The organism is Streptomyces sp. NPDC001153 (assembly GCF_053598315.1).
The window spans coordinates 255,953-279,740 of record NZ_JBSFJZ010000003.1; the positions used below are offsets into that span (position 1 = coordinate 255,953).

A 23,788-nucleotide genomic window follows, 5' to 3' on the forward strand; every position below is an offset into this window, starting at 1 on the left:
GGTTCCGGGTCGTCGCGCGAGCCGTTCCCTCGGGGGTGTGCATGGTCTGGTCGGTGATCCGCCGGAGGCGGGCCGCCACGGACGGGCTTCCCGTGCCCGGGCGGTGCGGGCCCGAGGCCGGCCGGCACGTCCTGGCCACCGAACGGCTGTTGCTGTTCACACCCCGGACCCGGCTGGACGTGGCGGCGGCGCTCGCCGCCTGCGCCGATGCCGAGGCGCAGCACTGGCTCGGCACCCAGGCGGACCGGGTGCTGCCCGATCCTGGCACCCGCAAGGCCCTGCTCGCCTGGCGGCCGGCCGGCGACGACGGCCGCCGGGTGCCCCGGAAGCTGGCCCAGCCGTACGCACCCGGCCCGGACGATCCCCTGCTGCTCGTGTGCGTGCGCAGGTCGGACCTCGGCTATGCCGGCGCCCTCGAACTGGAGCACCGCACGGGCGAGATGGGCGGTTGGCTGGCGCCGGCCTGCCGCGGCCAGGGCCTGGGCGCGGAGCTGTTCCGGGCGGGCGCCGCTCTCGCGCACACTCATGCCGGACTGAGCACGGTCCGGGCGGGTGCGGAGCCCGGGAACACCGCGAGCCGGCGGGCCCTGGCCCGGGCCGGCTTCGTACCGGACGAGGGGCCGACCCGGCACACCCTGCCCGACGGCCGTGTGGTCGCGGCCGTCTGGCACCGCCACCACAGCGCGGCGGCCTCTCGCTGCCGCTGACGACCACCCGATCACCCCCCACCCCTGACGGAGAGCCGACAGACGTGACAGACACCGGATTCAGCCCCGAGCGGATCGACACCGGCAAGCCGCACTCGGCGCGGATGTACGACTGGTTCCTGGACGGCAAGGACCACTACGCCGTCGACGCCGAGGCCGCGAGCAAGGTGCTCGAGCTCTTCCCGGGCGCCAAGGACGCGGCCTGGGCCAACCGGGAGTTCATGCACCGGGCCGCCCGCTTCGTCGCCCGTCAGGGCGTGGACCAGTTCCTGGACGTGGGCACCGGGATCCCCACCGAGCCGAACCTGCACCAGGTCGTCCAGGAGGTCACCCCGAGCGCCCGGGTGGTGTACGTCGACAACGACCCGATCGTGCTGCGGCACGCCGAAGCCCTGCTCCAGGGCAGGCCCGAGGGCCGTACCGCCTATCTGCACGCCGACGTCCGCGAGCCGGAGCGGATCATGGAGTTCGCCCGGGAACATCTGGACCTCGGCCGGCCCGTGAGCCTCTCGCTGATCGCGCTGCTGCCGTTCGTCACCGACGAGCAGGATCCCCACGGTGTCGTCCGCACCCTGCTGGAGCCGCTGCCGTCGGGCAGCTTTCTGACGCTCTCCCACGCCGGTGCCGAGTTCGACCCGGAGGTCTGGGAACGGATCGCGGCCGTCTACCGCGCCGGCGGCACCCACGTCCGGGCGCGCTCGCACGCCGAGGTGAGCCGTTTCTTCGACGGCCTGGACCTGTGCGAACCGGGCGTCGTAGCGGCCACGCGCTGGCACCCCGAGCCGGGAACGCGGGTCCTTCAGGAGCAGCCGGTGTACGTGGGGGTGGCCCGCAAACCCTGAGGCCGCTCGCCGAGCGGGTTCAGTCCCGGTCCCCCGCTCGTGTGTGGGTGTCCAACGCCGCGGCGGCGGTGCGCAGTTGCCGGGCCGCCGTGGTGCAGGCGGCGGCCTGCTGCTCCAGGGTGGGGCGGCTCCAGCCGGGCGCCGCCGGGCAGCCGCTCAGGGTGGCCGCCGTGGCGAGCAGCTGACGGGCGTAGCCGTCCATGAGGTCGGCGTCGGCCCGCAAGCTGTCGGCGTGCGCGAGCAGTTCGTCGGCCGAGGCCGTGGTCGCTCGGGGGGTCTCGGTCACCATGGCGGCTCCCACTCGACTGGGGTAGGGGCAGGGGGGATTCAGCGCGGCAGGACGGTGCCGGCGCTGCGATGGAGCATGAACTGGGGGCAGGCCAGGACGAACAGGGGCCGGGCCCGGTCGAGGCCGAGCCGGCGCAGCTGCCCGGCGAGGGGTTCGGCGGCCGCGGTGTCCAGCCGCAGCCGCACGCCGGTGCCGGGGTGCAGCCGCAGCCTGCCGTGGGCCCGGACCAGGGTGCGTACGGTGCTCTCGGCCCGGCGGCCGTAGAGGGGCCAGTCGGCCTCCGGGCAGCGGATGCCCGGTCCGAGCCGGCCCTCGACGGTGAGCCCGAGGTCCCCCGACCGTACGGCGATCTTCCGGCCCATCAGGTCGGCCTCGGCGGTGGTCCGCATCGCGGGCTGGCCCCAGATCTCCCGGGCGACCACGCGGGCCTCGTCGCTGGTGACGGCGAGGGAGAGCACGTAACGGCCGGTGCGGCGCAGGTCGGCCCGGCGCAGCAGGTCCGCGCCGATGTCGTACGGGCGGGGCCGCCACAGGTCGTCGACCAGGACCGACAGGGCGATCTCGGTGTACGGGCCGATCGTGGAGCAGCGGTGCTCGTGGAGCGACAGCACGGCGAGGGCCCGTCGGCCCAGCCGGCTCGGCGTCGGCGGGGTGACGCCGGGCAGCAGGCGGCGCGCCGCGTCGGCGGAGACGGGGAAGCAGAGGTGGACGGCGGAGGAGTCGTAGTAGCGCACCGGCACGTCGACGGGGCCGGCCGTCGTCGGGATCGAGGTGGTCGGCAGGGTGAGGAACGGGTAGCCCTCGGGCGGGTGGGCGCGGTCCTTGAGCTGGTAGGCCTGGGTGCGCACGATCGGCCCGCGGTACGGCGTGAGCGCCGCGTCGACGTCCTCGCGGGCTTCGGGAATGACCGTGCGCAGGTGCTCGATGTACTCGCGGAGCATGTGGCACAGCGGGAACTCGTGGGTGGGCCCGGTGTAGTCGACCGCGTACCAGTGCGGGTGCGGGTCGAACGCGGAGCCCGCGTCCCGGCCGTCCAGGACGGCCACGATGTCGTGCTGGTTGGTGATGGCGGCGACCCAGGTGCGCGGGTCGGCGGGCTTCTTGTCGTCGACCGGCGAGCCGACGGCGACGACGTGCGTGACCCGGTAGGTGCGGCAGAACTCCTCGTCCTGGGCGAGGTTCATCAGCGCGAGCCCGCCCTCGCCGTGGCCGATCAGCGCGAGGTCGGCGCCGCGCGGGATGCCGTAGTCCGCCAGGGCGCGCAGGATCGAGCGGGTGTAGGGCGAGTCGGTCATGATCAGGTTGCGCCAGGCGCCGACGAAGTCCTGCGGGGCGTCGCTGCGCGGCCGGCCCGGCGCCATGCCGGGCACCTGGACGACATAGCGGACGACACCGTCGGGACCGCGCACGTTCTGCACGAGGATCCGCCCGTCGGTGGACAGCACCTCGATGTTGCGCAGAAACCCGAGGAACGAACCCTCCGTGGCGATGAACTGCTTCTCCTGGTCCGTGAGGTCGACGGCCTCGGCCGCGCCCTGCCCCTGGTCCGTGTCCTTCAGCGGATCGTGCGGCGGACCGGCGGGCACCTCGCGCCCCGCCGCGAGCGCCCAGCCGGTCTCGTCGTGCTTGGGGTCCTCGTCCAGCAGGGCCCGGATGGCGACCAGTTCGGCCATCAGCGGCGCCAGCCCGGACAGGGCCCGCTGGGCACCCCGGTCCCGGAACAGCGCGCGCAGCGCCCGTACGGCCTCCAGGTCGCGGTCGGCGGTGACGGCCTCCAGCAGCCGGCGCATGCCCGGGTCGCGTTCGAACTCGGGGTGGTCGACCAGCACGGCGGCGATCCTCAGGCGCAGCGAGGTGACGGCGACCAGCGCGGCCAGGCTCTCCCGGCCCAGTACCGCACCGGCGGCGCCGAGCACCTGGCCCATGCCCTTCGGCGCGGTGATCGCCGGGCCGCCGAGCCCCTGTGTGTGCGTCAGGGCCCGCAGCAGCGCCCACCGGGCGGCGAGGCCGGTACGGGGACGGCGGCGCGCGGAGGCGGTCAGGGGCGGCGCGCACAGCGCGGTGCCGGTGCGCGCGGACACCGCACGGATGCCCTCGGCGACGTCCACCACGTCCCGTGCGCACCGGCGCAGCAGTTCTCCGGCGTCCCGGCCGTCCGGCGCGGGCCGTCCGGGTGCGTGGCCGTCCGCTCGCATCCGACGCTCCCTCGCTCTACGACGTACGACACATGACAAGGTTCAGCCGCACCGGAGGGGCGCGATCCCGGTCCCATCGTCGGCCAGGGACACCACGCCCGCACCTTCATCCGTCCAGGCAGCGGAACCCACGCCGGTGACCGCGCGTGACCGTACGAAGATCGCTGCGGTGGCCGCCCGCGGGGCTCCCGTGCTCACTCGGCGCCTCACGCCCCGGGCATCAGCCCCGCCGCGACCGTGGCCCCGAGTTCCCAGCACGCCTCCGTGTCGGCCTTGCCGGGCGCGCCGGTGACCGTCACCGCGTCGGCCGCGCGGCGCCAGCCGAGGCCGGTGGTGACGGCCTCGATGGCACGGACGGCGCCGGTGACGTCGTTGCCGCCGTGGACGTAGTAGCCGAACGGCCGCCCCCGGGTCTCGTCCAGGCAGGGGTAGTAGATCTGGTCGAAGAAATGCTTCAGCGCGCCGGACATGTACCCGAGGTTCGCCGGTGTACCGAGCAGATAGCCGTCGGCCTCCAGGACGTCGGAGGCGGTCGCGGACAGTGCGGCCCGGCGGACGACGCGGACGCCCTCGATCTCCGGTGCCGTGGCGCCGGAGACGACGGCCTCGAACAGCGCTTGGCAGGTGGGCGACGGGGTGTGATGGACGATCAGCAAGGTAGGCACACCCCGCACCCTGCCGTGCCCCCGCGGCGCCTCGCAAACGGCGGGCGTGGCGGGCGGCGCGGCGGGGTAGAGGCTGGGCACGAAGAGGACGGAGGGGCTGCCGTGACGAGCGCGGGTGCACCAGAGGCCGGCCTCCGCCCGGAGCGCCTGCCGGCCGGTTACCGGTGGCGGCCGGCGACCACCGCCGATGTGGAGGCGGTCCACGGTCTGGTCACCGCATGCGAACGCGTGCTGCACGGCCGTGCCGTGACCGGCGCCGACCGGATCACCGCCGAGCTCACCCTGCCCGGTCTGCGGCCGGAGGACGACACGCTGCTCGTCCACGACGGCACGGGGGCACCGGCCGGCTATGGCTGGGTGAAGGGGCGGCGGGCCAGGGTGCATGTGCACCCCGGTCACCGGGGCCGGGGCCTCGGCGGCGCGCTGCTCGCCTGGACCGAGACCAGGGCCCGGCGAGCGGGCAGCGACCGGCTCGCCCAGACGGTCCCCGACGCCGACGGCGCCGCGACCGCGCTCCTGCGGGCCGGCGGGTACTCCCGGCTGGTCACGGAGTGGCTGCTGGAGATCGCGCTGCCGGGCGAACCCGAGGTGCCCGATCCGCCGGCGGGCGTCACCGTACGACCGTTCCGGCACGGCGACGAAAGGGCCGCGTACCAGCTCACGGAGGACGCGTTCGACGAGTGGCAGCCGCGGCGGAAGAGCTACGCGGAGTGGGCGCGGCACACCGTCGAGCGCGCCACCTTCCTGCCGGCGGCGTCACCACTCGCCTTCGCCGGCGGCGAACTGGTCGGAGCCGTGCTGTCGCTGGAGGTTCCGGGCCACGACGAGGGATACGTCGAGCGGGTCGCGGTACGGCGCGACCACCGCGACCGGGGCATCGCCCGCGCGCTGTTGTGCGAGGCGTTCCGCACCTTCCACCGCCGCGGCAGGCCGGCCTGCACCCTGTGGACGCACTCCGGCACCGGCGCGCTCTCGCTGTACGAGCGCCTGGGGATGACGGTCCGGCACAGCACCACGGTCTACGGCAAGCCGCTCGACTCCGGCTGACCGGGGTCCGGGCCGTCCCCGCGGGACAACGCGCTCGGCGCTGTCGGTGCCCTCGGTCACAGTTGCGGGGCGCGGTGGTCGCGGCGATGGCGCTCGCGACGCTGCTCGGCGGGTGCGCGAAGTCGGTGGAGAGTGACGGCAGGAACGCCTCGAGCGCGTCCCCGGCCGCCGGCAGCGAAGGGGCCGGGGAAACGGCGGCGGCGAGCGGTGGTCCGGTCGGCGCGGCCGGTTCGGCCTGCGAACTGCCCGTCCGTTTCGACATCGCCAAGAACTGGAAGGCCAAGGCGATCGACGCCGAAGCGGAGCCGTCGAAGGCGCCGAAGGGCTCCGCCGGCGACGTGCGCGGGTCGCTCCCCGACGCGTTCCTGCGCCAGGGGTCGGTCACCGCTGCCTGCGAGATCGACGCCAAGCCGGCGGGCCACATCGGCTTTCTGCGCGTGTGGACCGGCACGGCACAGAAGGCCGACGCGGGCAGCGTGCTGCGGGAGTTCGTCGCCGCGGAGGACGACGTCAGCAAGCAGAAGTACCACTCCTTCACAACCAGCGGCGGCCTGACCGGCGTCGAGGTGGAGTACCTCTGCACCTCGGCGGGATGGACACCGAGGAGCACGAGGCGATGCGGCCCGCGTACGAACTCGCCAAGCGGACACTCGAGTTGACCTGAGCACCGCCGCCCGGCCGGTTGCCGTCGGCCGGACGCCGTCAGTAGCGCAGGCGCCGGGCGCGAAGCAGCATGACCAGGCCCGACATGGCGAGCAGCATGCCGAGCGCCGCGGGCCACAGGTGGGTCCCGGTCTCCGCGAGCGCGGCCTTCGTGCCCTGCGGTTGGGGCCGTGCGGTGGCGGGCGGGACGGACCCGGCGGGGCTGGCCTGGGCGGACGTGGACCGGCTGGGTTCGGGCTGGGCCGCCCCGGACGGGGTGGGCGAGGATGTGAGCCCGGGGGCGGACGTGGCCGTGGACGGCGCCGGTTCGGTGGAACCGTCCTGCTTGGCGGTGTGGTTGCGCCTGGTGCGGCGGTGCTGCTTGGCCGTGCCGTTGTCCGGGGTGGTCGTGTGGCGGTCCGGTGTGATCGTCGCGTCGGTCCTCGGTTGCGCGCCGGGCGGTGTGGCCGAGGGCGCCGGAGCGGAGGTGGCGCCGGCGGTGGCGCCGGGCTGGTCCGTCGTACCGGAGCCCGGGGCGGCCGTCGTACCGGAGCCGGAACCCGGCGTGGGCGACGCCGTCGTACCCGGGTTGTCGCCGCCGGGGCCGCAGGTGCGGCCGGAGTTGATGCAGTCGACCATCTGGCTCATCAGGTTCTCGTCGAAGACGTTGATGAAGTCGCCGTGGTCGGTGACGGGCTTGTGCAGTTGCTCGGGGAAGGAGTCGACCGCGAAGAGCGGAACCGTGCGGCCGCCGTCCTGGAGGCTCGGCGCCTTGACGTCGTAGACGATCCGCTCCACCAGCTGCGGAATGGGGCGGAAGCCGGCCGGGCAGGAGCCCTCGGGGGCGGTGAAGGCCACGTGGGTGCGGTGGTTGGCGCTGTCGATGTTGCGGCCGTCCCAGCAGCTCTGGAACCGGAAGCTGCGCACCACGTCGCTGCCCGGCGGGCACAGCGGGTACTTGTCCTTCAGCTGCCGGTTCTCGTAACCGGTGCAGCTCCAGGAGGCGTTGGCGTTGCCTGGCCCGTTGACAAAGGCCTTGGCGTCGCCGGTGATGATGCGCAGCAGGCGGGGCATGGCGGTGACCTTGCCGAGCGGGTTGCCGGTGAAGGTCAGGGTGACCTGCTGGGGCGTGACGATCCGGCCCGCGTTGCCCTCCGTGCCGCCGCCCGGGGATCCGGCGTCCCGCTCCTGGGTGCCGTTCTGCAGGCGCAGCACCGGCCAGTAGTACGAGGACTTGTCGCCCTTGTCCACGCAGCTCGTGCCGGCGTTCGCCAGGTCGTCGTCGCTCGCGAAGGCGTTGTTGCCCTGGTTGCCGACGTAGTCGTGGAAGTGGTGGGCGCCGTTGGAGACACCGGGGGCGACGATGACGTTGTCGGAGTTGAACAGGCCGTTCGCGTTGACACCGCAGTCGGAGGTGAAGCTTCCGCGCGAGGCGTCGGCCTGCTGCGGCGGATTCGACGCGGCGGGTGGTGCGGAGGTGATGTCCGCGTAGTCGGAGACGACGGGTCCGTTACCGCCCTGCCCGGCGCCGCCCGGCTGGGCGGCCGAGGTCGGGGCGGCGGTGGGCTGGGGGGCGGTGGACTGGCTGCCGTCGCCCGCGCCGTCGCTGCCGGGGCGCAGGGTGCAGGCGGCCAGGTCGTCCAGGCCTTGCGGGCGCTCCCCCGCCCGGTCGATGGCGTCGGTGATCCGGCCGATCGCCGCGGCCCGCTGGTCCTTCAGCGGGTTCATGATGGTGCCGTCGACCGGGCCGGAGTTCTGCCCGCCGGCCTGCCCCGACTGCTGGAGCTGCCGGTACGCCTCGGCCGTCTGCCGGTCCAGCAGGGCGAGTTCGCGGTCCACCGCGGGACGGGCCGCGTCCGGCACGGCGGTCAGCCGGCTGCCGACATCGGGGCAGTCGATGGTCGTCATGCGCGCGGACAGCACGTGTCCGGTTCCGTTCGTGCCGGATCCGTCGCCCCAGCTCTCCGTCGCCGAGGCGTAGACGTTGGCCGCGACAAGGCCGCCTCCGCCCAGCATCAGGGCGATCGCCGCGAAGGTCGCGCGTCGTGTGCGGGTCGGGCGTCTGCGCCTGTTGCGTGCCAAGGTCGTCCCCAGTGTGGTGTGTGCGCCGGTCGGGCATGGAGCTCCCCGGCCTCATACGGAGGGCGGCACGGATGTGTTCAACGGAATCGCGGATTCACCGGGACCTCACAGGAAAACGCGGCACTCGCCCCTTCCCCTTCGAACGTCACCACGAACATCACAAATACGTATCGGACATTTCGCGCCTCAACCTTCACACGAGGTACACACGTTGGCTAGGTTGACGCGAGGCCGCCCGGCCCTCGACCGGCCGGACGCAACGGCCCAACCGCCCCGTGAGGCAAGGAAGGAGCGTGTCTTCCATGGCGCCGGAGAGCCGCGACGAGGTGGCCCAGGACGAGGTTCGGCAGCGGGTCGACTCCCTATACGACCAGGCCGAGAACGCGACCGGGAACTACAACGTGACCCGGGCCGTGGCCTCGGTGACGCGCTCACGGGGCGTCCCGCTGGCCAAACGCCCGGGGCGGCGATCGGATCCCGCGCTCGACGCGATCACCCGGCAGTGGTTCGACGGGGCACGCGCCAAGCTCGGCCCGACCGTCCCCGCGGTGCTGCCCGCCGACCGCCTGCCCGACCGCCCTGCGGCGGCCCCGGGCCGCGCCTGGGAGCGGATGGGTGGCGGCCTTCCGGGCGACGCGCCGGGCGCCCTGGGCATGGGCCCGTCCACTCGACGGCCCGCCCTGGAGCGCGCCATCGAGCGCACGGTGGCCGAGCTGGCGGCCGGCCGGTCGACGGATCCGGAGAGTCTCGCCCTCGCGGCGCGCGAAAGCGGACGCGCCGCACTCCCCGCGCCACGCCGTCCCGAACTGACCGGCGGCGGAGCAGAGTTGACGGCCCTCGACGGAACAGGTGCGGCCGGCGCGAGCGCGGGGAGCAGCCTGGCACTACCCGGCGCGGCAGCCCTGACGGGTCCGGATACGGGCGGAATACCGGCCGGCCTCGATCCGGTGGGGCCGGCCGGTCTCGGACCGGTGGAGCCGGCCGGCCTGGGGCCGGTGCAACCGGCCGGTCTCGGTACGGTGCCACCAGCGGGCCCCGGTCCCGTCGAGACCGCCGTCCTCCCGGTGACCTCGCTGTCCGCCGCCCAGGGCGCCCCGGTTCAGGACCCGTGGGCACTGCCCGGCCCCACCGCTCCGAGCCGCCCCTCCCCCGCCGCGTCCAAGGCGAACAACCAGCGCAAGCTGGCCGCGGCGAGCGATCTGATCACCCGGTACACCGCCCGCCTCACCACGGCCGCCGCGGCCGCTCAAGCCGCGCCCATGACGGTGGCACCGCCGGAGACCGTCGTGGCCGCACCGTCGGCGCCGGTTGCGGCCATGCTGCCGGAATCGGTTACGGCCATACCGCCGGCGCCACCCGCGCAGCCCCCCTCCCCGGACCCCGCGACCGCCCAGTGGCAGCAGCCGTACGAGGCGTCACCCGGTGCGACGGCCACCGCGATGCCGGCCTGGGGCGCCTCGCCCACCACCCTGACGTCGGTGACCGACACCGCGTCCCTCACCGCCGTCCCCGAGTCGCCCCGGGCCGTGCGGGCCGCCAAGGCCATCGCGTTCGCGCGGGCGCAGATCGGCAAGCCGTGTGTGTGGGGTGCGACCGGGCCGGACTCGTACGACTGCTCCAGCCTCACCCAGGCCGCCTGGAAGGCCGCCGGGGTCCAGTTGCCGCGGGCCGCGTACCAGCAGGCGCTCGCCGGTGCGCCGGTCACCCTCGCCGGGATCGAGCCCGGCGACCTGGTCCTCTTCTTCGACGACGACCGGCACGTGGGCCTCCATGTCGGCGGCGGCATGATGGTGCACGCGCCGGGCCCGGGAGCGTCGATACGCGAGGAGTCGGTCTACGGCGCCGGGGAGTCGGCGATCCACCGGATCGTGCGGCCCGCCTGAGCGGCCTGCGGACCGGGACGAGCGGGACGACCGTGGCCGGGACGACCGTGGCCGGGTCGGCCGCGGCGCCGGTGTGCGCGCCGGCTCTCGTAGTGGTCGAGCAGGGTCTCCTCCAACGGGCGGTAGGTCAGGCCCAGTTCGTGGATGCTGCGGCTGTTGTCCACGCGGAAACGGATGCCGAGGTGCCTGCGGATGTAGTCCTGGGTGAGGCCGAAGGCGGGGCCCAGGACGCGGACCGGCCAGTGCGGGAGCCTGGTGCGCGGGAGCCGGAGGTCGCGGGGGTGGCGGGCGAGGACGATGCGGGCCATCTCGTGGAACGACGTCATGGTCTCGGCGGCCACGATGTACCGCCCGTGCGCGGCCGGGTTCTCGGCGGCGGCGATGTGCGCGTCGGCCACGTCGCGGACGTCCGCCGTGGTGAAGCTGAAGTCCGGTGCGCCGTACCAGAAGGAGCCCTGGAACAGCTCGTCCAGCAGGAAGAGGCTGCCGGAGTCGGACGCGGGCGTGACCGAAGGCCCCAGGACCAGCCCGGGGTTGACCGACACCATGCGCCAGCGGTCCTGCGCCGCCCCGGCCTCCCACGCGGCACGCTCCGCCAGCGTCTTGGCGTAGTGGTAGGGGTTGTTCTCGGCGGTGCTGGTGGTGTTGAAGTACCGCTCGGAGAGGACCTGGCCGTCCATGGCGAGCACGTCGGCGTAGTCGCCGAAGATCGCTCCCACGGTGGACGTGAACACGAGCGTCCGCACCTCGGGGGCCCGCTCGATCGCCGCCAGGACGTTGCGGGTGCCCAGCAGCGCCGGGTCCACGACGTCCCGTCGGCCGTCCTCGATCTGTTCCGGCATCAGGAACGGCGAGGCCACGTGGAAGACGACCGCGCAGTCACGGAAGGCCGCGTCGAAGGTGCCGTCTGTGAGCAAGTCGGCCTCGTAGAGCTCCAGTCGACCGGGAAACGTCTCCTGCATCTCCCACAGCGGCCGGACCTTCGCCGCGTCGGCCCTGTCGCGTACGGTGGCGTGGACCCGGTAGCCCCGCTGGAGCAGGCGTCGTACCAGATGACTGCCGACGAAGCCGCTGCCGCCCGTCACCGCCACGGTCGCCCCTGCGCGTCCGCCCATGCCCGCCCCGCCTTCCCGGCCGATTCCTTCAGTCCCTGGGCCAGGCTCGGGCACCGGCCGCCCAAGGGGAACACCCCGGACCATAAGGCAAGGCTGGGCAAGTCATAAGATCCACTTATGGGGTCATAGACGGGACCCCTGTACCAACTTAGGTCTGCCTTAGTTTAGGCTTCCTGATCAAGTCGCCCATTCAGACGCGAAGGGAACCTGATCATGCCGCGCCCCCTGCGGGTAGCCATCGTCGGAGCCGGCCCCGCCGGGATCTACGCCGCCGACGCCCTGCTCAAGTCCGAGGTGGCCGCCGACCCCGGCGTCTCCATCGACCTCTTCGAGCGGATGCCCGCCCCGTTCGGCCTGATCCGGTACGGCGTCGCCCCCGACCACCCGCGCATCAAGGGCATCGTCACCGCCCTGCACCAGGTCCTCGACAAGCCGCAGATCCGGCTGTTCGGCAACGTCGACTACCCCACCGACATCAGCCTGGACGACCTGCGCGCCTTCTACGACGCGGTGATCTTCTCCACGGGTGCGATGGCCGACCGCGAGCTGTCGATCCCGGGCATCGACCTGGACGGCTCCTACGGCGCCGCCGACTTCGTCTCCTGGTACGACGGCCACCCCGACGTGCCGCGCACCTGGCCGCTCGAGGCCGGGAAGGTCGCCGTCCTCGGCGTGGGCAACGTGGCCCTGGACGTGGCCCGCATCCTCGCGAAGACCGCGGACGAGCTGCTACCGACCGAGATACCGCCGAACGTCTACGACGGCCTGAAGGCCAACAAGGCCGTGGAGATCCACGTCTTCGGCCGGCGCGGCCCCGCCCAGGCCAAGTTCAGCCCGATGGAGCTGCGCGAGCTGGACCACTCGCCGAACATCGAGGTCATCGTCGACCCCGAGGACATCGACTACGACGAGGGCTCCATCGCGACCCGGCGCGGCAACAAGCAGGCCGACATGGTCGCCAAGACCCTGGAGAACTGGGCGATCCGCGACACCGGCGACCGGCCGCACAAGCTGTTCCTGCACTTCTTCGAGTCCCCGGCGGAGATCCTCGGCGAGGACGGCAGGGTCGTCGGCCTGCGCACCGAGCGCACCGCCCTCGACGGCACCGGAAACGTCAAGGGCACCGGCGAGTTCAAGGACTGGGACGTCACCGCGGTCTACCGCGCGGTCGGCTACCTCTCCGAGAAGCTGCCCAAGCTCCCCTGGGACATCGACTCGGGCACCGTCCCGGACGAGGGCGGCCGGGTCGTCGAGGAGGGCGGCGCCCACCTCCAGTCCACCTACGTCACCGGCTGGATCCGGCGCGGCCCCATCGGTCTGATCGGCCACACCAAGGGCGACGCCAACGAGACCGTCGCCAACCTGCTGGACGACTACGCGGGCGGCCGGCTGCACACCCCGGCCTCGCCCGACCCGGAGGCGGTGGACGCCTTCCTCACCGAGCGCGAGGTCCGGTTCACCACCTGGGAGGGCTGGTACAAGCTGGACGCCGCCGAGCGCGCCCTGGGCGAACCGCAGGGCCGTGAGCGCGAGAAGATCGTCGAGCGCGAGGACATGCTGCGGGAGAGCGGGGCGTAGGTCCGGGACTCCGCAAGGCTCGGCGAGGGGCCGGCGCGCCGATGCGCCGGCCTCTCGCCGTACCGCGCAGGAGTGCGGTGGCCCCGGACCCGGACCCGGCCACGTCCACGGCCACCGGTTCCGCCCGGGCGTGCCGGTGACGGGCTCCCCGTCCCCCGCCCACGCGGGCCCTTCGCAGCCGGTGTCCCCGTGGGACGGCACCCGCCTACGGGCGCTGGACGACCCCGACGCGGCTCAGCGTGCCGCCAGTTCGCGGCGGCCGGCCACCGCGAGGAGCACCGTCAGCAGGGCGAGCGCGGCGGTCTGGGCGAGACCGCCGCCGGTGTACACGCCGGCCCCGGGCACCCGGAGCCACGGGTGGACGGCCGCGACGCGCGCGGCCAGCAGGAGCGCACCGAGCGCGGCGAGGGCGAGGGCGTCGCCGGGAGCGAGGCTCGCCCCACGGCGGGCGCTCCACAGCAGGCGGGCCAGGGCGCCGACGAGGAAGCAGTTGGCGGGCCCCCACACCAGATCGTCGGCGGTGGGCAGGAGGACCAGGGACGCGCCCGTCACCACGCACGCCGCCATGAAGACCAGACCGGGGGTGCCGGCGGGCAGCCGGGCCGGGGGTGCGTCACGGTGATGGGCGGCGCACAGCGCGACGGCGGGCAGCCAGGCGAGCAGGGCCAGCGTCACGACGAACGCCGGCTCCGTGACGACCGTCTCCCCCGTCAGCGAGCGGACCAGCGGCCACAGGCTGGGCACCGCGGCCACCAGGGCGCCGATCCGGGCGAGGCGACGGCGGTCGTGCAGGAGGGCGAAGTAGGCGACGGTCCAGCCGAGCGGCAGGATCCACTGGGCGACGGCGACCGTCCCGGCGAGGAGCCCGTGGTCGGTGAAGTCCGCGAGGAACAGCCGCCGTTCGGCGCCGCCGCGAGTGAAGAACCAGGTCAGCCGCAGCACAGGCTCGACGACCGCGGAGGCCGCCAGGAGCAGCACGGCGGCCAGCGCGAAGAGCCGTGTGCCCGAGCCGAGCAGGACATAGCGCCGGGGTGCCCCGGCGGCGCCGAGGCGGCTGCGCACCGCCAGGGCGGCGATGCTCGTCACCTCGCCGAGCGTGGGCCGGCTCTGGTCCTGGGTGTCGCGGTCGAGGTCCTCCAGGTACGTCTCGACCATCTCCTCCTCCCGTTCCCGCCGGTAGTAGGCGGGGAGCAGGCGCAGGACGGTGCGGTAGCGGGTCTCCAGCAGCGTGGTCATGCGAAGCCTCCCGCGAGTCCGGGTGCGGTGGGGGGTTCGAGCCCGGCCGGGCCGGCGGCGGGGCGGGCGGGGGCGCCGGCCCGGCGGCCCTCGGCGATGCGCCGCTTGGCCGCTCCGGCACCGGCGGCCATCCGCTCGGCCTCCGCGTCCAGGGCGGCCACTCCGTCGTCGGTGAGCCGGTAGTAGCGCCGCAGCCGGCCCTGCTGGACCTCTTCGCGGTCCAGCACGATCAGGCCGTCCGCGGTGAGCCGGTCCAGCACGCCGTACAACGTGCCGACCCGCAGCTGCACCCCTCCCTCGGACAGATCCGCCACCTCCCGCAGGATGCCGTAGCCATGCCGGGGCCGGTCGGCGAGCGCGGTGAGGACGAAGAACGCCGCCCGGGTCATGCTCTTCGCTGTCATGCCGCCATGATATATCGGCTGCCGATATATATCGAGCAGGGCCGCCGACTCGGTGCGAGAACCGCGTCCGCTCGCTCGAAGAACGGGGTCCGCCCCTGAGCGGATGGGCGGGCGGGCCCCGTTCGCCGGACCATTGTGGGGACCGCAGGGGGGCGCGACCACGTGTGAACGACGGCCGCCCGAGGCGTGCCCCAAGCGCCCCGGGTGTACGGCGCGCGTCCCGTGCGCGGGGGCGTGCAGCCCCCGCCACCACGCCGCCACCCGGCCCCTGACGCCGTGGTGCCCCGCCGAGCGGTGATACTGGGAGGCGCACCCGCCCCCATCAGCAGATTGGCTCATGTCGAACTCCAGCGCCGACCGCGCCACCGTCCCGCAGACCCTCTGGGCGGCCCGTGGCCGTCACACCGGTCCCGCCCCCGAGGAGGTCGTCCGGCGCACTCTGCGCCGGCACAAGGAGAGCGGCGACATCGACGACTTCGCCGAACCCCCCGTGCCCGAGGACGCGGCCCGGCGCGTGTTCGAGGCGCGCTGGCGGGTCGCCGGCACGGTGACGGTGCGGGCCCGGCTCACCCTCGTGAGGCAGGAGGACCGGCGGCCGGGGCAGGAGTGGCGGCTCGTCGCGGAGGCGGAGCGCCCGTGGGACGAGGCATGGCCCTCCCCGGCGACGCTCTTCTGGCCCGAGGGCGCGGCGGGCGAGGACGGCTCCTGGGACCACCACGCCACCGTGACCGGGCTGCGCCTCCGGCAGGTCAACGCGCTGCCCGCGGACGACAAGGAGATGCGGCGCAGGCTGCGCGAAGCGGCGCGCGAGGCGTGGTGCCTCAATGTCGTCGTGCACGAGGCGATGACCCCGGACGAGCAGGGCAGGCTGCCGCTGACGCGGCTGCTGCCGCCGGGCCTCCGGCACCGGGTGGTGGAGCACCGGGCCGCGCCGCACCAGTTCCGTGCCGTGAACTGGGCGCTCAAGGCCCTCGGCGTCGAGGTGCCGCGCGGCGGCGCGGTGCTGCTGCCCCCGGATCCGGCTCCGGGAGGCTACGACAGCCGTGAGCACACCGTGCGCAGCGTCTTCCTGGACGGTTCCGAGCCCGCCGAACTCTTCGCGGCCCTGCGGCACTTCGTCGCCCTGCCCCGGCCGCTGCCGCGGGAGGTCGAGGAGGCGCTGACCGACCTGCGGGAGCACTGGACCCTGTTGACGCTCCAGGAGGAGCTGGAGCGTGAACGGCAGCTGGTCGCCCGGTACGCGGAGGCGCTGGAGGCGATGACCAAGTCCCGTGACCTGTACAAGGAGGCCGCCGAGCAGGCTCTGGAGGCGCTCGCCGCCTACCGTGACGTCCCGGCGCCCAGCCTTCCGCCACAGCGGCCCGCGTCCCGGACGCCGGGTGCGCTGCAGCAGCTGACCCGGACCTTCGACCGGCTGAGGATCACCGCCAAGGGCCAGCGCCAGTCGGCCCCCGCCGCGCAGAAGCCGTCGGCGGGCCCGGCGGACGGCGCACCGGACGCATCGCCGGCGGCCGGGCCCGCGGCGGAGAACGGCGGCGCGGGGGCCGCCGACGGCACGGACCGGTCGTCGTAGCCGTCCCGTCGGACCCCGGAGGCAGGCCGGATGGACTCCACCGCCCTGGTGGTGACCGGCGCCGTCCTCGCGGCGGTGCTGCTCGCCGTCGCCCTCGGTGTGCTGCTACGGCTGGTGCGCGCCCGGCGCGCGCTGCGGCGGGCCGGACTCCCGACGGGACCGCGCTGGGTGTTCTGGGGCACGGTCGGCTATCTGCTGCTGCCCACCGACCTGCTGCCCGACCCCGTCTACCTGGACGACATCGCCGTCCTGCCGCTCGCGCTGCGCGGCCTGCGCGCCGCCCGGCCGCTGCCGCCCGGCCCGGACGGGTCCTGAACGGCCGGTGCAGGCCTGATCATGGAGTGATGCGGGCGTTCACGGTGGCCGCGTGGGCGTTCCGGTGGGCCAACTCGCCCGCGCGGCGGCTGCGTTCGCCGGACGTGCGGGGCCGTACGGTCGTGCAGAGGACCCCCGCCGGGGCGCCGGCCGTGGCGGACGCCGGGCTGCTGCCGTGCGCGGGCTTCGTGGTGGCCGGTGCGACCGCCGAGGTGCTGCGCCGCGCCCGGCCCGGGACGGTGACCTTCGTCGTCACCGGGGTCGGCGGCCGGGCCGAGGAGGACCTCGCCTGCGCCGAGTACGCCGCGGACCGCGTCCGGGCCGCCGGACGCCGACCAGGGCGGCCGCCCGGGTGGACGGTCATCTGAAGCTGCGTCCGCTGGACACCGGGAGCCCGGAGCCGGGCCCCGCGGGCCGTCCGGGACCGGCACGACCGGTCGGCCGAGCGGGCCGGCGTCCTCGTGCTGTCGGGCGATGCCCGCGGCCGGGGTGACGTCGTCCCACCGGGGCTCGGCGGCGGCCCGGATCGCTGCGCAGGCGCTGTCTCTGCCCCGGGGCGGCCCGGTCAGCGGGGCCCGTACACGGCCCCGGCATGACGCACCGGAACACCGCCCTCCCCGCCTCGCCCGGCACACTCCCTGTTTCCCCGCCCCTCCCAGGTGCGTCGCACGGTCCTTCTGGCGCATTCTTGCTGTGTCATCCACCCGAAGGCGCACGGGACGAGGTAGGGGCGATGACTGGGAGCGGTGGCGAGCAGCCGGTCCGTACGCGGACCCGGCTTGCCGCGCTGCTGGCCGAGACCTCGACCGGCGCGCTCGGTGCGTCCGGCGGCCGGGTGGCGGCCGTGTATCTGCGTTCCGGCACCCCGGGCCTGCTGCGCCTCGCGGCGCTCGCGGGACTGCCCGGCCCGCTGTTCCGGCCCTGGTGGCGACTCCACGTCGACGGGCCCTTCCCCGTCGCCGACGCCTACCGCCTCGGCGTACCCGTGATGCTGGCGAACGCCGCCGAGACGGTGCGCCGGTATCCGCAGTTCGCGGCGAGCCTGCCCTTCCCGTTCGGGTCGGTGCACGTGCCGGTGCCGGGCGGCAGCGAGCCGCTGGGCGTGCTCATGGTGCTGCGCCAGGCGACGGCGGACACCGCGGACGAGCTGCTGGACCGGGACCTGCTCGACAGGCTCGCCGAAGGCCTGGGCGCCGAGCTGCTCGGCCTCGCCGACGGCGACCCTCGCGCGGTGGTCTGGGACGGTGAGCCGCTGTGCGTACGGCCGCCCGCGAGCCGTCCCGCGCGGCCCGTCGTGGCGCGGTTCCGCTGGGATCCTGTGACCCGCGCGGTGTACGCGGACGACCGGCTGCACTCCCTTCTCGGCCTGCCCCTCAAGGACTTCGAGTGGACGGACACGGCGCTCGCGGACACGCTGGCCCCGGACGACACGCACCTGGTCCTGGCCGCGCTGCGCGCCACCGCGGCCGGGAAACCGCCCGCCGCACCCCTGTGGCTGCGGGCGCGGGACGGCACGCAGCGGCTGCTGGACCTGTGGCCCGTGGCGGAGAGCGGGGCCGCGGAGCAGATCGTCGGCGTGGTGGTCGCTCCGGGGCCCGCCGCCTCCGCGGACGGCGCGGCCGACCTGCTGCCGCAGGGCGTGTTCTGCCTGGACCGGCTGGGGATGGTCGTGTACGTCAACGAGGCCGCGGCCCGGCTCGTCGGCCAGGGCCGGGAGTGGCTGCTCGGGCGCCCCCTGTGGGAGGCGATGCCGTGGCTGGCCGGTGCGCCGTACGACGACCATCTGCGCGGTGCGCTGCTGTCCCCGGGGCCCGTGCACTTCCATGTGCGCCGCCCGGCCGGGAGACGGGGCGAGCCCGGTGCGGGCGAGTGGCTCGCCGTGTCGGTGCACTGCGGCGAGGACCTGCTGAGCTGCACGCTCGTCCCGGCCAGCCGCATGGACCCACCGGTCGGGCCTGCCGTCGAGGCGCAGGTCCCGGAGGACCCGGTGACGATCGGCGGCTCGATGGCGCCGTTGTACCGGCCGATCACCCTGGCCATCGCGCTGACGGACGCCGTGACCGCCCGGCAGGTGTCGGCGGTGGTCGTGCGGGAGCTGCTGCCCGCGTTCGGCGGCGGGTGCCTCGCCATCTATCTGCTCCAGGAACGGCACTTCTTTCTCGCCTGGGAGAGCGGCTTCCCGCAGGGGTTCCTGGATCCGTTCGAGGGGATCGGCCTCGACGCGCGGCTGCCGGGCGTGGAGTGCCTGACCACGGGCCGGCCGCTGTTCTTCGAGTCGATGCAGCAGCTGGCGGCCGCCTACCCGGGCATCCCGCTGGACGCGCCGGAGGGCGCGCGGGCCTTCCTGCCGCTGATCGCCTCCGGCCGGCCGGTCGGCTCGTGCATCCTCGGTTTCGACTGCACCCGCAGCTTCAGCACCGAGGAGCGCACGGTCCTCACCGCGCTCGCCGGGCTGATCGCGCACGCCATGGAACGGGCACAGCGCTACGACAGCGAGGCGGCCCTCGCCCGCGGGCTGCAGCAGGCCCTGCTGCCCCGCCGGCTGTCGACGCATCCACGGGTGGAGACGGCGGGCAGGTATCTGCCGGGCACGCAGGGCATGGACGTGGGCGGTGACTGGTACGACGTGGTCGAGGCGGGAGACGGACTCGCGCTGGTGATCGGTGATGTGCAGGGGCACGGGGTGCAGGCGGCGGCCACCATGGGGCAGCTGCGCAGTGCGGTGCGCGCGTTCGCGCTGGGCGACCGTCCGCCGGACGAGGTGCTGAGCGGCACCAACCGCCTGCTGATCGACCTCGACCCCGGTCAGTTCGCCAGCTGCTGCTATCTGCGGCTGGACCCCGCCACCGGCCGTGCCCGGATCGCCCGGGCGGGACATCCGCCGCCGCTGCTGCGCTCGCCCGAGGGCCGGACCCGGCTGCTGGACGTCCCCGGCGGTGTCGTCCTCGGGGTGGATCCGCGGGCCCGGTACCCGGTGGCCGAGCTGCTGCTGGAGCCGGACGCGATCTTCGCCCTGTACACGGACGGGCTGGTGGAGCGGCCGGGCGCGGACATCGACGACGGCATCGAGGCGCTGCGGCTGGCGCTCGCCAGGGCCGGAGCCGCCGCCGGGCGCCGGGGCGGACGGTCGCTGGCCGGGGTCGCCGACCGGCTCACGGCCACCGCCCGGCACGCCACGGACCGCCCCGACGACGTGGCGCTGCTGCTCGCCGCCCGCCGTTCGACCCCCGTACGCCACCGGTGAGCGAATCGCACCACTCCGATCGGCTGCGGTCGCCTCGGGTGACAGTCTCGCCGGACGGGGCCGGGCAGTGTAGACATGGGCACATGGTGCGACTGTCCGGCCGGAACGCGACTCGGCCGCCCCGTCCTTCCGAGTCCCCGCGCGCCTCGGAGAGCGCGCGGCCGCAGGGCCCGGGCGGGAACGGCGGCGCGCCCGGGGCGCTGCGGTCGGCGGTGACCGGGCGCAGCGTCGCCGGACAGGTGTTCGTGCTCCAAGTGGTGATCGTGCTGCTGCTGATCGTCGCGGCGGTGGTGGCGCAGGTGCTCCAGGTGCGGCGCGACACCGACCTGGAGGCACAGAACCGCTCCCTCTCCGTCGCCCAGTCGTTCGCGAACGCGCCGGGCACGGCGGCCGCGCTGCGCTCCGCGCACCCGACGGCCCTCCTCCAGCCGAAGGCCGAGGCCACGCGCAAGGCGACCGGCGTGGACTTCGTCGTCGTGATGAACACCGACGGCATCCGCTACACGCATCCCAAACCCGACCGCATCGGCAAGAAGTTCGTCGGCACCATCGCCCCGGCGGTGGCCGGCGGCACGGTCGTCGAGCACGTGAACGGCACCATAGGACCACTGGTGCAGGTGGTGGTGCCGGTGAAGGACGCCTCCGGCAAGGTGGTGGGTCTGGTGTCGGCCGGGATCACCACCGCGCACGTGGGCGGGGCCGCCAACCAGCAGCTGCCCCTGCTGCTCGCGGCGGCAGCGGCGGCGCTCGCGCTGGCCACCGCGGGAACGGCCCTGGTCAGCAGACGGCTGCGGCGCCAGACCCACGGCCTGGGCCCGTACGAGATGACCAGGATGTACGAGCACCACGACGCGGTGCTGCACGCGGTCCGGGAGGGCGTGCTGATCGTCGGCGCCGGCGGCCGGCTGCTGCTCGCCAACGACGAGGCGCACCGGCTGCTGGACCTGCCCGAGGACGCCGAGCGGCTCAGCGTGCTGGAGCTGGGCCTCGACGACGAGACGGCGGCGCTGCTGGCTTCGGGCCGGGTGGCCACGGACGAGGTGCACCTGGTCAAGGACCGGCTGCTGGCCATCAACCAGCGCCCCACCGACGTCCGCGGCGGCCCGGCCGGCAGTGTCACCACGCTGCGCGACTCCACCGAGCTGCGCGCCCTGTCCGGCCGGGCGGAGGTGGCGCGCGAGCGGCTGAACATGCTGTACGACGCCGGGGTGGGCATCGGCACCAGCCTGGACGTGAGCCGTACCGCCGGGGAACTGGCCGAGCTGGCGGTGCCCCGGTTCGCGGACTTCGCGACCGTGGACCTGTTCGACGCGGTCCTGCACGGCGAGGAGCCGAAGCCGGGCACGGCGCTGCGGCGCGCCGCCTGCGCCGGCATCCGCAAGGACTCCCCGCTGTATCCGGTCGACGAACGGATCCGGTTCGTGGCCACCTCGCCGCAGGCGCGCAGCCTCACCACCGGGCAGTCGGTCCTGGAGCCCGTCCTGCGCGAGGCGCCCGGCTGGCGGGCGCAGAACCCCGAGCGCACCGGCCAGGTCCTGGCGTTCGGCATCCACTCGCTGATCACCGTGCCGCTCAGGGCGGGCAGCCTGGTGCTGGGCGTGGCGAACTTCTGGCGTTCGGAGAAGCCGCAGCCGTTCGACTCCGAGGAGCTGGCGCTCGCCGAGGAGTTGGTCGCGCGGGCCGCGGTGTCCATCGACAACGCCCGCCGGTACACGCGCGAGCACAGCATGGCGGTCACGCTCCAGCGCAGTCTGCTGCCGCGTTCGCTGCCGGAGCAGGGCGCGCTGGAGATCGCCTACCGCTATCTGCCGGCGCAGTCCGGGGTGGGCGGCGACTGGTTCGACGTGCTGCCGCTGTCCGGTGCCCGGGTGGCGCTGGTGGTGGGGGACGTGGTGGGGCACGGGCTGCACGCGGCGGCCACCATGGGCCGGCTGCGCACGGCGGTGCACAACTTCTCCGCGCTGGATCTGCCGCCCGACGAACTCCTCAGTCTGCTGGACGAGTTGGTGGGCCGGATCGACCAGGACGAGACCGCCGCGGACGGCTCCGCGTCGATCGCCGGGGCGACCTGTCTGTACGCGGTGTACGACCCGGTGTCGCGGCGCTGCAGCGTGGCCCGGGCCGGTCATCCGCCGCCCGCCCTGGTGGACCCCGACGGCCGGGTGGAGTTCCCGGAGGTGCCGGCCGGGCCGCCACTGGGTCTGGGCGGGCTGCCGTTCGAGGCGGCCGAACTGGACCTGACGGAGGGCAGCCGGCTGGTGCTGTACACCGACGGTCTGGTGGAGGACCGGGAACGGGACATCGACACGGGTCTCGCCCTGCTGAGCGGCGCCCTGCACAGCACGCCGGGCGGCTCGCCGGAGGAGACCTGCCGCGCGGTGCTGGACCGGCTGCCGGCCCGGCCGGACGACGACGTGGCGCTGATCGTGGCCCGGACCCGGGTGCTGGGCCCCGACCGGGTCGCCGAGTGGCAGGTGCCGTCCGACCCGGCGGCGGTCTCCGAGGTGCGGTCCGCGGTGACCCGGAAGCTCACCGACTGGGACCTGGCAGAGCTGGACTTCACGACGGAGCTGATCCTGAGCGAGCTGGTCACCAACGCCATCCGCTACGGACGCGGCCCGATCGGGGTACGGCTGCTGCGCGACCGCACACTGATCTGCGAGGTGTCCGACCGCAGCACGACCTCGCCGCATCTGCGGTACGCGGCGACCACCGACGAGGGCGGCCGGGGTCTGTTCCTCGTCGCGCAGCTCGCCGAGCGCTGGGGCACCCGGTACGCCCCCGACGGCAAGATCATCTGGGCGGAGCAGCCCCTGCCGTAGAGCTGTGCGGGCGCAGAAATCGCCGCCCGAAGTCCCCCGAGCTCCTCAAGGCCTGGGAGTGCCTGGATTCCGGGGACGCGCCCGGCCCTCACCGCCGACCCCGAACGCCCCTAGGTCCTCTACGACTTCGGGCATGCCTGCGTCGAACGCGGCGTGTCCTGCCTGGCGGTCCCCGCGCTCCGCGAGGCGCTGCGGCGCAGCGACGGATCACCGCTCGCGCTGCGGGAGCTGGAGCGGGCGGCCGACGCCGAGCGGGTGTCCTCGCTGGACCTGACCGATCTGCGCGGCTGGCAGTACGTGATCGTCGGCACGGTCCTCGGCACCGTGTCGCCGTACGGCTTCGACGCGGACATGCACGGCCGCTATGCGTGGCTGCAGGAAACCCCCGGCGGCTGTCTGCGCGGGCTGCTGCGACTGCGCACCCTGCTGGAAGCTACCGAGGTGCTGGACCTGCCCGCCGAGCCGTTCACGGCCCCGGCCGGACGAACACGGTCGTCGTCGCCTACGACCTGGACGGCCTGGCGGCGCGCGACGGCGGCCCGGAGATCGTCGGACAGCTCTTCGAACGCGCGCCCGGACAGGTGCTGCAGGCGCACGCGAGCTGCTGGGCCCGGCCGACGACCGCCCAGCGGCGGAGATCGCCGCCGAGGTGACCGCCGCGGGCCCGGCCGCCGATCCGGGGGACGGCGCGGGCCCGGCGGACGACGACGCTCGGTTCGCCGCGTTCGCCGGTGCCGTCCAGGGCACCTGGCTGCGCGGCGACCGGGCGTGCGTACGCTCCGCCGGGCCCGTCCCGAGTTCCCGGTTCGCCTGAGCGGAGGAGTCGATCAGGCGCTCAGCCGATCGCGCAGCAGCTGCTTGCCCATCTCGGCGCCCTTGCGGCTGTCGGACTGAGCCTTGTGGAACAGGTCCATGAGCTCGCGGTCGTTGTCGCGTTCGGCGTCCTGGATGTACGTCTCCAGGCGCAGGGCGTTGTCCAGGCACGCTTCGACGTACCAGATGAGGTCGTAGTTCTTGTCGCGGGTACCGGTGATGCCACCTGTCTCACTGGAGCTGGTCATACGGGGTCTCCTCCTTCTGTCGACCCTGCGTCGTTACCCTTTCGGAGACTTCCGGGTACCCGTACGACCTGCGGACACACCGACCCGA

20 protein-coding genes and 1 pseudogene are annotated in these 23,788 nt (G+C 74.3%); 12 read left to right on the forward strand and 9 right to left on the reverse strand.

The annotated features are described in order from the left end of the window. Window positions 1-53: 53 nt before the first annotated feature. Together ACWDEN_RS04845 and ACWDEN_RS04850 are read left to right on the forward strand one after the other, a co-directional pair. Window positions 54-707 (forward strand): GNAT family N-acetyltransferase, encoded by a 654-nt coding sequence (locus ACWDEN_RS04845; RefSeq protein ID WP_351622000.1) that lies wholly within the window; start codon window positions 54-56, stop codon window positions 705-707. 44 nt (window positions 708-751) lie between these two features. Beyond that, a complete protein-coding gene (locus tag ACWDEN_RS04850) occupies window positions 752-1,549 on the forward strand; it encodes an SAM-dependent methyltransferase (protein ID WP_351622003.1) in 798 nt (265 codons plus the stop codon). Window positions 1,550-1,568: 19 nt separating this feature from the next. Here ACWDEN_RS04850 and ACWDEN_RS04855 read toward each other — a convergent pair whose 3' ends face one another. The 3 genes from ACWDEN_RS04855 to ACWDEN_RS04865 form a co-directional block, all read right to left on the reverse strand. After that, window positions 1,569-1,838: a hypothetical protein gene (locus ACWDEN_RS04855; RefSeq protein ID WP_450857223.1), complete on the reverse strand. Its 270-nt coding sequence runs from the start codon at window positions 1,836-1,838 to the stop codon at window positions 1,569-1,571. Between the two features lie 38 nt (window positions 1,839-1,876). Next, a complete protein-coding gene (locus ACWDEN_RS04860; RefSeq protein ID WP_450857225.1) occupies window positions 1,877-4,033 on the reverse strand; it encodes an acetoacetate decarboxylase family protein in 2,157 nt (718 codons plus the stop codon). Between the two features lie 206 nt (window positions 4,034-4,239). Beyond that, window positions 4,240-4,698 (reverse strand): flavodoxin family protein, encoded by a 459-nt coding sequence (locus tag ACWDEN_RS04865; protein ID WP_351622010.1) that lies wholly within the window; start codon window positions 4,696-4,698, stop codon window positions 4,240-4,242. A 102-nt stretch (window positions 4,699-4,800) separates the two neighbouring features. Between ACWDEN_RS04865 and ACWDEN_RS04870 the strand changes: the two genes are divergently transcribed. Next, window positions 4,801-5,745: a GNAT family N-acetyltransferase gene (locus ACWDEN_RS04870; RefSeq protein WP_450857227.1), complete on the forward strand. Its 945-nt coding sequence runs from the start codon at window positions 4,801-4,803 to the stop codon at window positions 5,743-5,745. Window positions 5,746-5,831: 86 nt separating this feature from the next. Continuing rightward, window positions 5,832-6,409, forward strand: a pseudogene (locus ACWDEN_RS04875) (lipoprotein). Window positions 6,410-6,447: 38 nt separating this feature from the next. Here ACWDEN_RS04875 and ACWDEN_RS04880 read toward each other — a convergent pair. After that, the gene (locus tag ACWDEN_RS04880) at window positions 6,448-8,403 is read right to left on the reverse strand and encodes a DUF1996 domain-containing protein (protein ID WP_450857318.1); all 1,956 of its coding nucleotides are present in this window, start codon (window positions 8,401-8,403) and stop codon (window positions 6,448-6,450) included. A gap of 368 nt (window positions 8,404-8,771) precedes the next feature. Here ACWDEN_RS04880 and ACWDEN_RS04885 point away from each other — a divergent pair, with 368 nt between their 5' ends. Continuing rightward, on the forward strand, window positions 8,772-10,352 hold the full coding sequence (locus ACWDEN_RS04885) for a C40 family peptidase (RefSeq protein ID WP_450857229.1): 1,581 nt from the start codon (window positions 8,772-8,774) through the stop codon (window positions 10,350-10,352). Here ACWDEN_RS04885 and ACWDEN_RS04890 read toward each other — a convergent pair. Next, complete coding sequence (locus ACWDEN_RS04890) at window positions 10,304-11,467, reverse strand: NAD-dependent epimerase/dehydratase family protein (RefSeq protein ID WP_450857231.1); 1,164 nt, start codon at window positions 11,465-11,467, stop codon at window positions 10,304-10,306. The genes ACWDEN_RS04885 and ACWDEN_RS04890 overlap by 49 nt on opposite strands. Window positions 11,468-11,680: 213 nt before the next feature. Here ACWDEN_RS04890 and ACWDEN_RS04895 point away from each other — a divergent pair, with 213 nt between their 5' ends. After that, a complete protein-coding gene (locus ACWDEN_RS04895) occupies window positions 11,681-13,045 on the forward strand; it encodes an FAD-dependent oxidoreductase (protein WP_450857233.1) in 1,365 nt (454 codons plus the stop codon). Window positions 13,046-13,279: 234 nt separating this feature from the next. Here the strand turns inward: ACWDEN_RS04895 and ACWDEN_RS04900 are convergent, their stop codons facing one another. Both ACWDEN_RS04900 and ACWDEN_RS04905 read right to left on the reverse strand, forming a co-directional pair. Next, a complete protein-coding gene (locus ACWDEN_RS04900; RefSeq protein WP_450857235.1) occupies window positions 13,280-14,281 on the reverse strand; it encodes a hypothetical protein in 1,002 nt (333 codons plus the stop codon). Beyond that, on the reverse strand, window positions 14,278-14,670 hold the full coding sequence (locus tag ACWDEN_RS04905) for a PadR family transcriptional regulator (protein ID WP_450857320.1): 393 nt from the start codon (window positions 14,668-14,670) through the stop codon (window positions 14,278-14,280). The genes ACWDEN_RS04900 and ACWDEN_RS04905 overlap by 4 nt, the downstream gene beginning before the upstream one ends. A gap of 352 nt (window positions 14,671-15,022) precedes the next feature. On the opposite strand from ACWDEN_RS04905, the gene ACWDEN_RS04910 reads away from it, so the two are divergent. The 5 genes from ACWDEN_RS04910 to ACWDEN_RS04930 all read left to right on the forward strand — a co-directional run bounded on the left by ACWDEN_RS04910 (window position 15,023) and on the right by ACWDEN_RS04930 (window position 22,639). Beyond that, window positions 15,023-16,258, forward strand: a complete 1,236-nt coding sequence (locus tag ACWDEN_RS04910) for a hypothetical protein (RefSeq protein ID WP_450857237.1) — start codon at window positions 15,023-15,025, stop codon at window positions 16,256-16,258. Between the two features lie 30 nt (window positions 16,259-16,288). Then, window positions 16,289-16,573 (forward strand): DUF1232 domain-containing protein, encoded by a 285-nt coding sequence (locus ACWDEN_RS04915; protein WP_450857239.1) that lies wholly within the window; start codon window positions 16,289-16,291, stop codon window positions 16,571-16,573. Between the two features lie 29 nt (window positions 16,574-16,602). Then, on the forward strand, window positions 16,603-16,941 hold the full coding sequence (locus ACWDEN_RS04920; protein ID WP_450857241.1) for a hypothetical protein: 339 nt from the start codon (window positions 16,603-16,605) through the stop codon (window positions 16,939-16,941). A gap of 365 nt (window positions 16,942-17,306) precedes the next feature. Next, window positions 17,307-19,817 (forward strand): SpoIIE family protein phosphatase, encoded by a 2,511-nt coding sequence (locus ACWDEN_RS04925; protein ID WP_450857243.1) that lies wholly within the window; start codon window positions 17,307-17,309, stop codon window positions 19,815-19,817. Between the two features lie 83 nt (window positions 19,818-19,900). Beyond that, window positions 19,901-22,639, forward strand: coding sequence for a SpoIIE family protein phosphatase (locus ACWDEN_RS04930; protein WP_450857245.1), 2,739 nt, complete (start codon window positions 19,901-19,903; stop codon window positions 22,637-22,639). 119 nt (window positions 22,640-22,758) lie between these two features. Here ACWDEN_RS04930 and ACWDEN_RS04935 read toward each other — a convergent pair whose 3' ends face one another. Continuing rightward, window positions 22,759-22,992, reverse strand: coding sequence for a hypothetical protein (locus ACWDEN_RS04935; protein ID WP_450857247.1), 234 nt, complete (start codon window positions 22,990-22,992; stop codon window positions 22,759-22,761). Between the two features lie 296 nt (window positions 22,993-23,288). Between ACWDEN_RS04935 and ACWDEN_RS04940 the strand changes: the two genes are divergently transcribed. Next, on the forward strand, window positions 23,289-23,453 hold the full coding sequence (locus tag ACWDEN_RS04940; protein WP_450857249.1) for a hypothetical protein: 165 nt from the start codon (window positions 23,289-23,291) through the stop codon (window positions 23,451-23,453). 13 nt (window positions 23,454-23,466) lie between these two features. On the opposite strand, the gene ACWDEN_RS04945 is transcribed toward ACWDEN_RS04940, so the two are convergent. After that, the gene (locus ACWDEN_RS04945; protein ID WP_228618240.1) at window positions 23,467-23,700 is read right to left on the reverse strand and encodes a hypothetical protein; all 234 of its coding nucleotides are present in this window, start codon (window positions 23,698-23,700) and stop codon (window positions 23,467-23,469) included. Window positions 23,701-23,788 lie beyond the last annotated feature (88 nt).

Excerpts from the sequence above, each read along its gene's own strand:
- ACWDEN_RS04920 (WP_450857241.1), top strand. The coding sequence starts at position 16,603 with ATGCGGGCGTTCACGGTGGCCGCGTGGGCGTTCCGGTGGGCCAACTCG.
- ACWDEN_RS04945 (WP_228618240.1), bottom strand. The coding sequence starts at position 23,700 with ATGACCAGCTCCAGTGAGACAGGTGGCATCACCGGTACCCGCGACAAG.
- ACWDEN_RS04910 (WP_450857237.1), top strand. The coding sequence starts at position 15,023 with ATGTCGAACTCCAGCGCCGACCGCGCCACCGTCCCGCAGACCCTCTGG.
- ACWDEN_RS04895 (WP_450857233.1), top strand. The coding sequence starts at position 11,681 with ATGCCGCGCCCCCTGCGGGTAGCCATCGTCGGAGCCGGCCCCGCCGGG.
- ACWDEN_RS04905 (WP_450857320.1), bottom strand. The coding sequence starts at position 14,670 with ATGACCCGGGCGGCGTTCTTCGTCCTCACCGCGCTCGCCGACCGGCCC.
- ACWDEN_RS04925 (WP_450857243.1), top strand. The coding sequence starts at position 17,307 with ATGACTGGGAGCGGTGGCGAGCAGCCGGTCCGTACGCGGACCCGGCTT.
- ACWDEN_RS04855 (WP_450857223.1), bottom strand. The coding sequence starts at position 1,838 with ATGGTGACCGAGACCCCCCGAGCGACCACGGCCTCGGCCGACGAACTG.
- ACWDEN_RS04915 (WP_450857239.1), top strand. The coding sequence starts at position 16,289 with ATGGACTCCACCGCCCTGGTGGTGACCGGCGCCGTCCTCGCGGCGGTG.
- ACWDEN_RS04860 (WP_450857225.1), bottom strand. The coding sequence starts at position 4,033 with ATGCGAGCGGACGGCCACGCACCCGGACGGCCCGCGCCGGACGGCCGG.
- ACWDEN_RS04880 (WP_450857318.1), bottom strand. The coding sequence starts at position 8,403 with ATGCTGGGCGGAGGCGGCCTTGTCGCGGCCAACGTCTACGCCTCGGCG.
- ACWDEN_RS04890 (WP_450857231.1), bottom strand. The coding sequence starts at position 11,467 with ATGGGCGGACGCGCAGGGGCGACCGTGGCGGTGACGGGCGGCAGCGGC.
- ACWDEN_RS04885 (WP_450857229.1), top strand. The coding sequence starts at position 8,772 with ATGGCGCCGGAGAGCCGCGACGAGGTGGCCCAGGACGAGGTTCGGCAG.
- ACWDEN_RS04900 (WP_450857235.1), bottom strand. The coding sequence starts at position 14,281 with ATGACCACGCTGCTGGAGACCCGCTACCGCACCGTCCTGCGCCTGCTC.
- ACWDEN_RS04930 (WP_450857245.1), top strand. The coding sequence starts at position 19,901 with ATGGTGCGACTGTCCGGCCGGAACGCGACTCGGCCGCCCCGTCCTTCC.
- ACWDEN_RS04935 (WP_450857247.1), bottom strand. The coding sequence starts at position 22,992 with ATGTCCGCGTCGAAGCCGTACGGCGACACGGTGCCGAGGACCGTGCCG.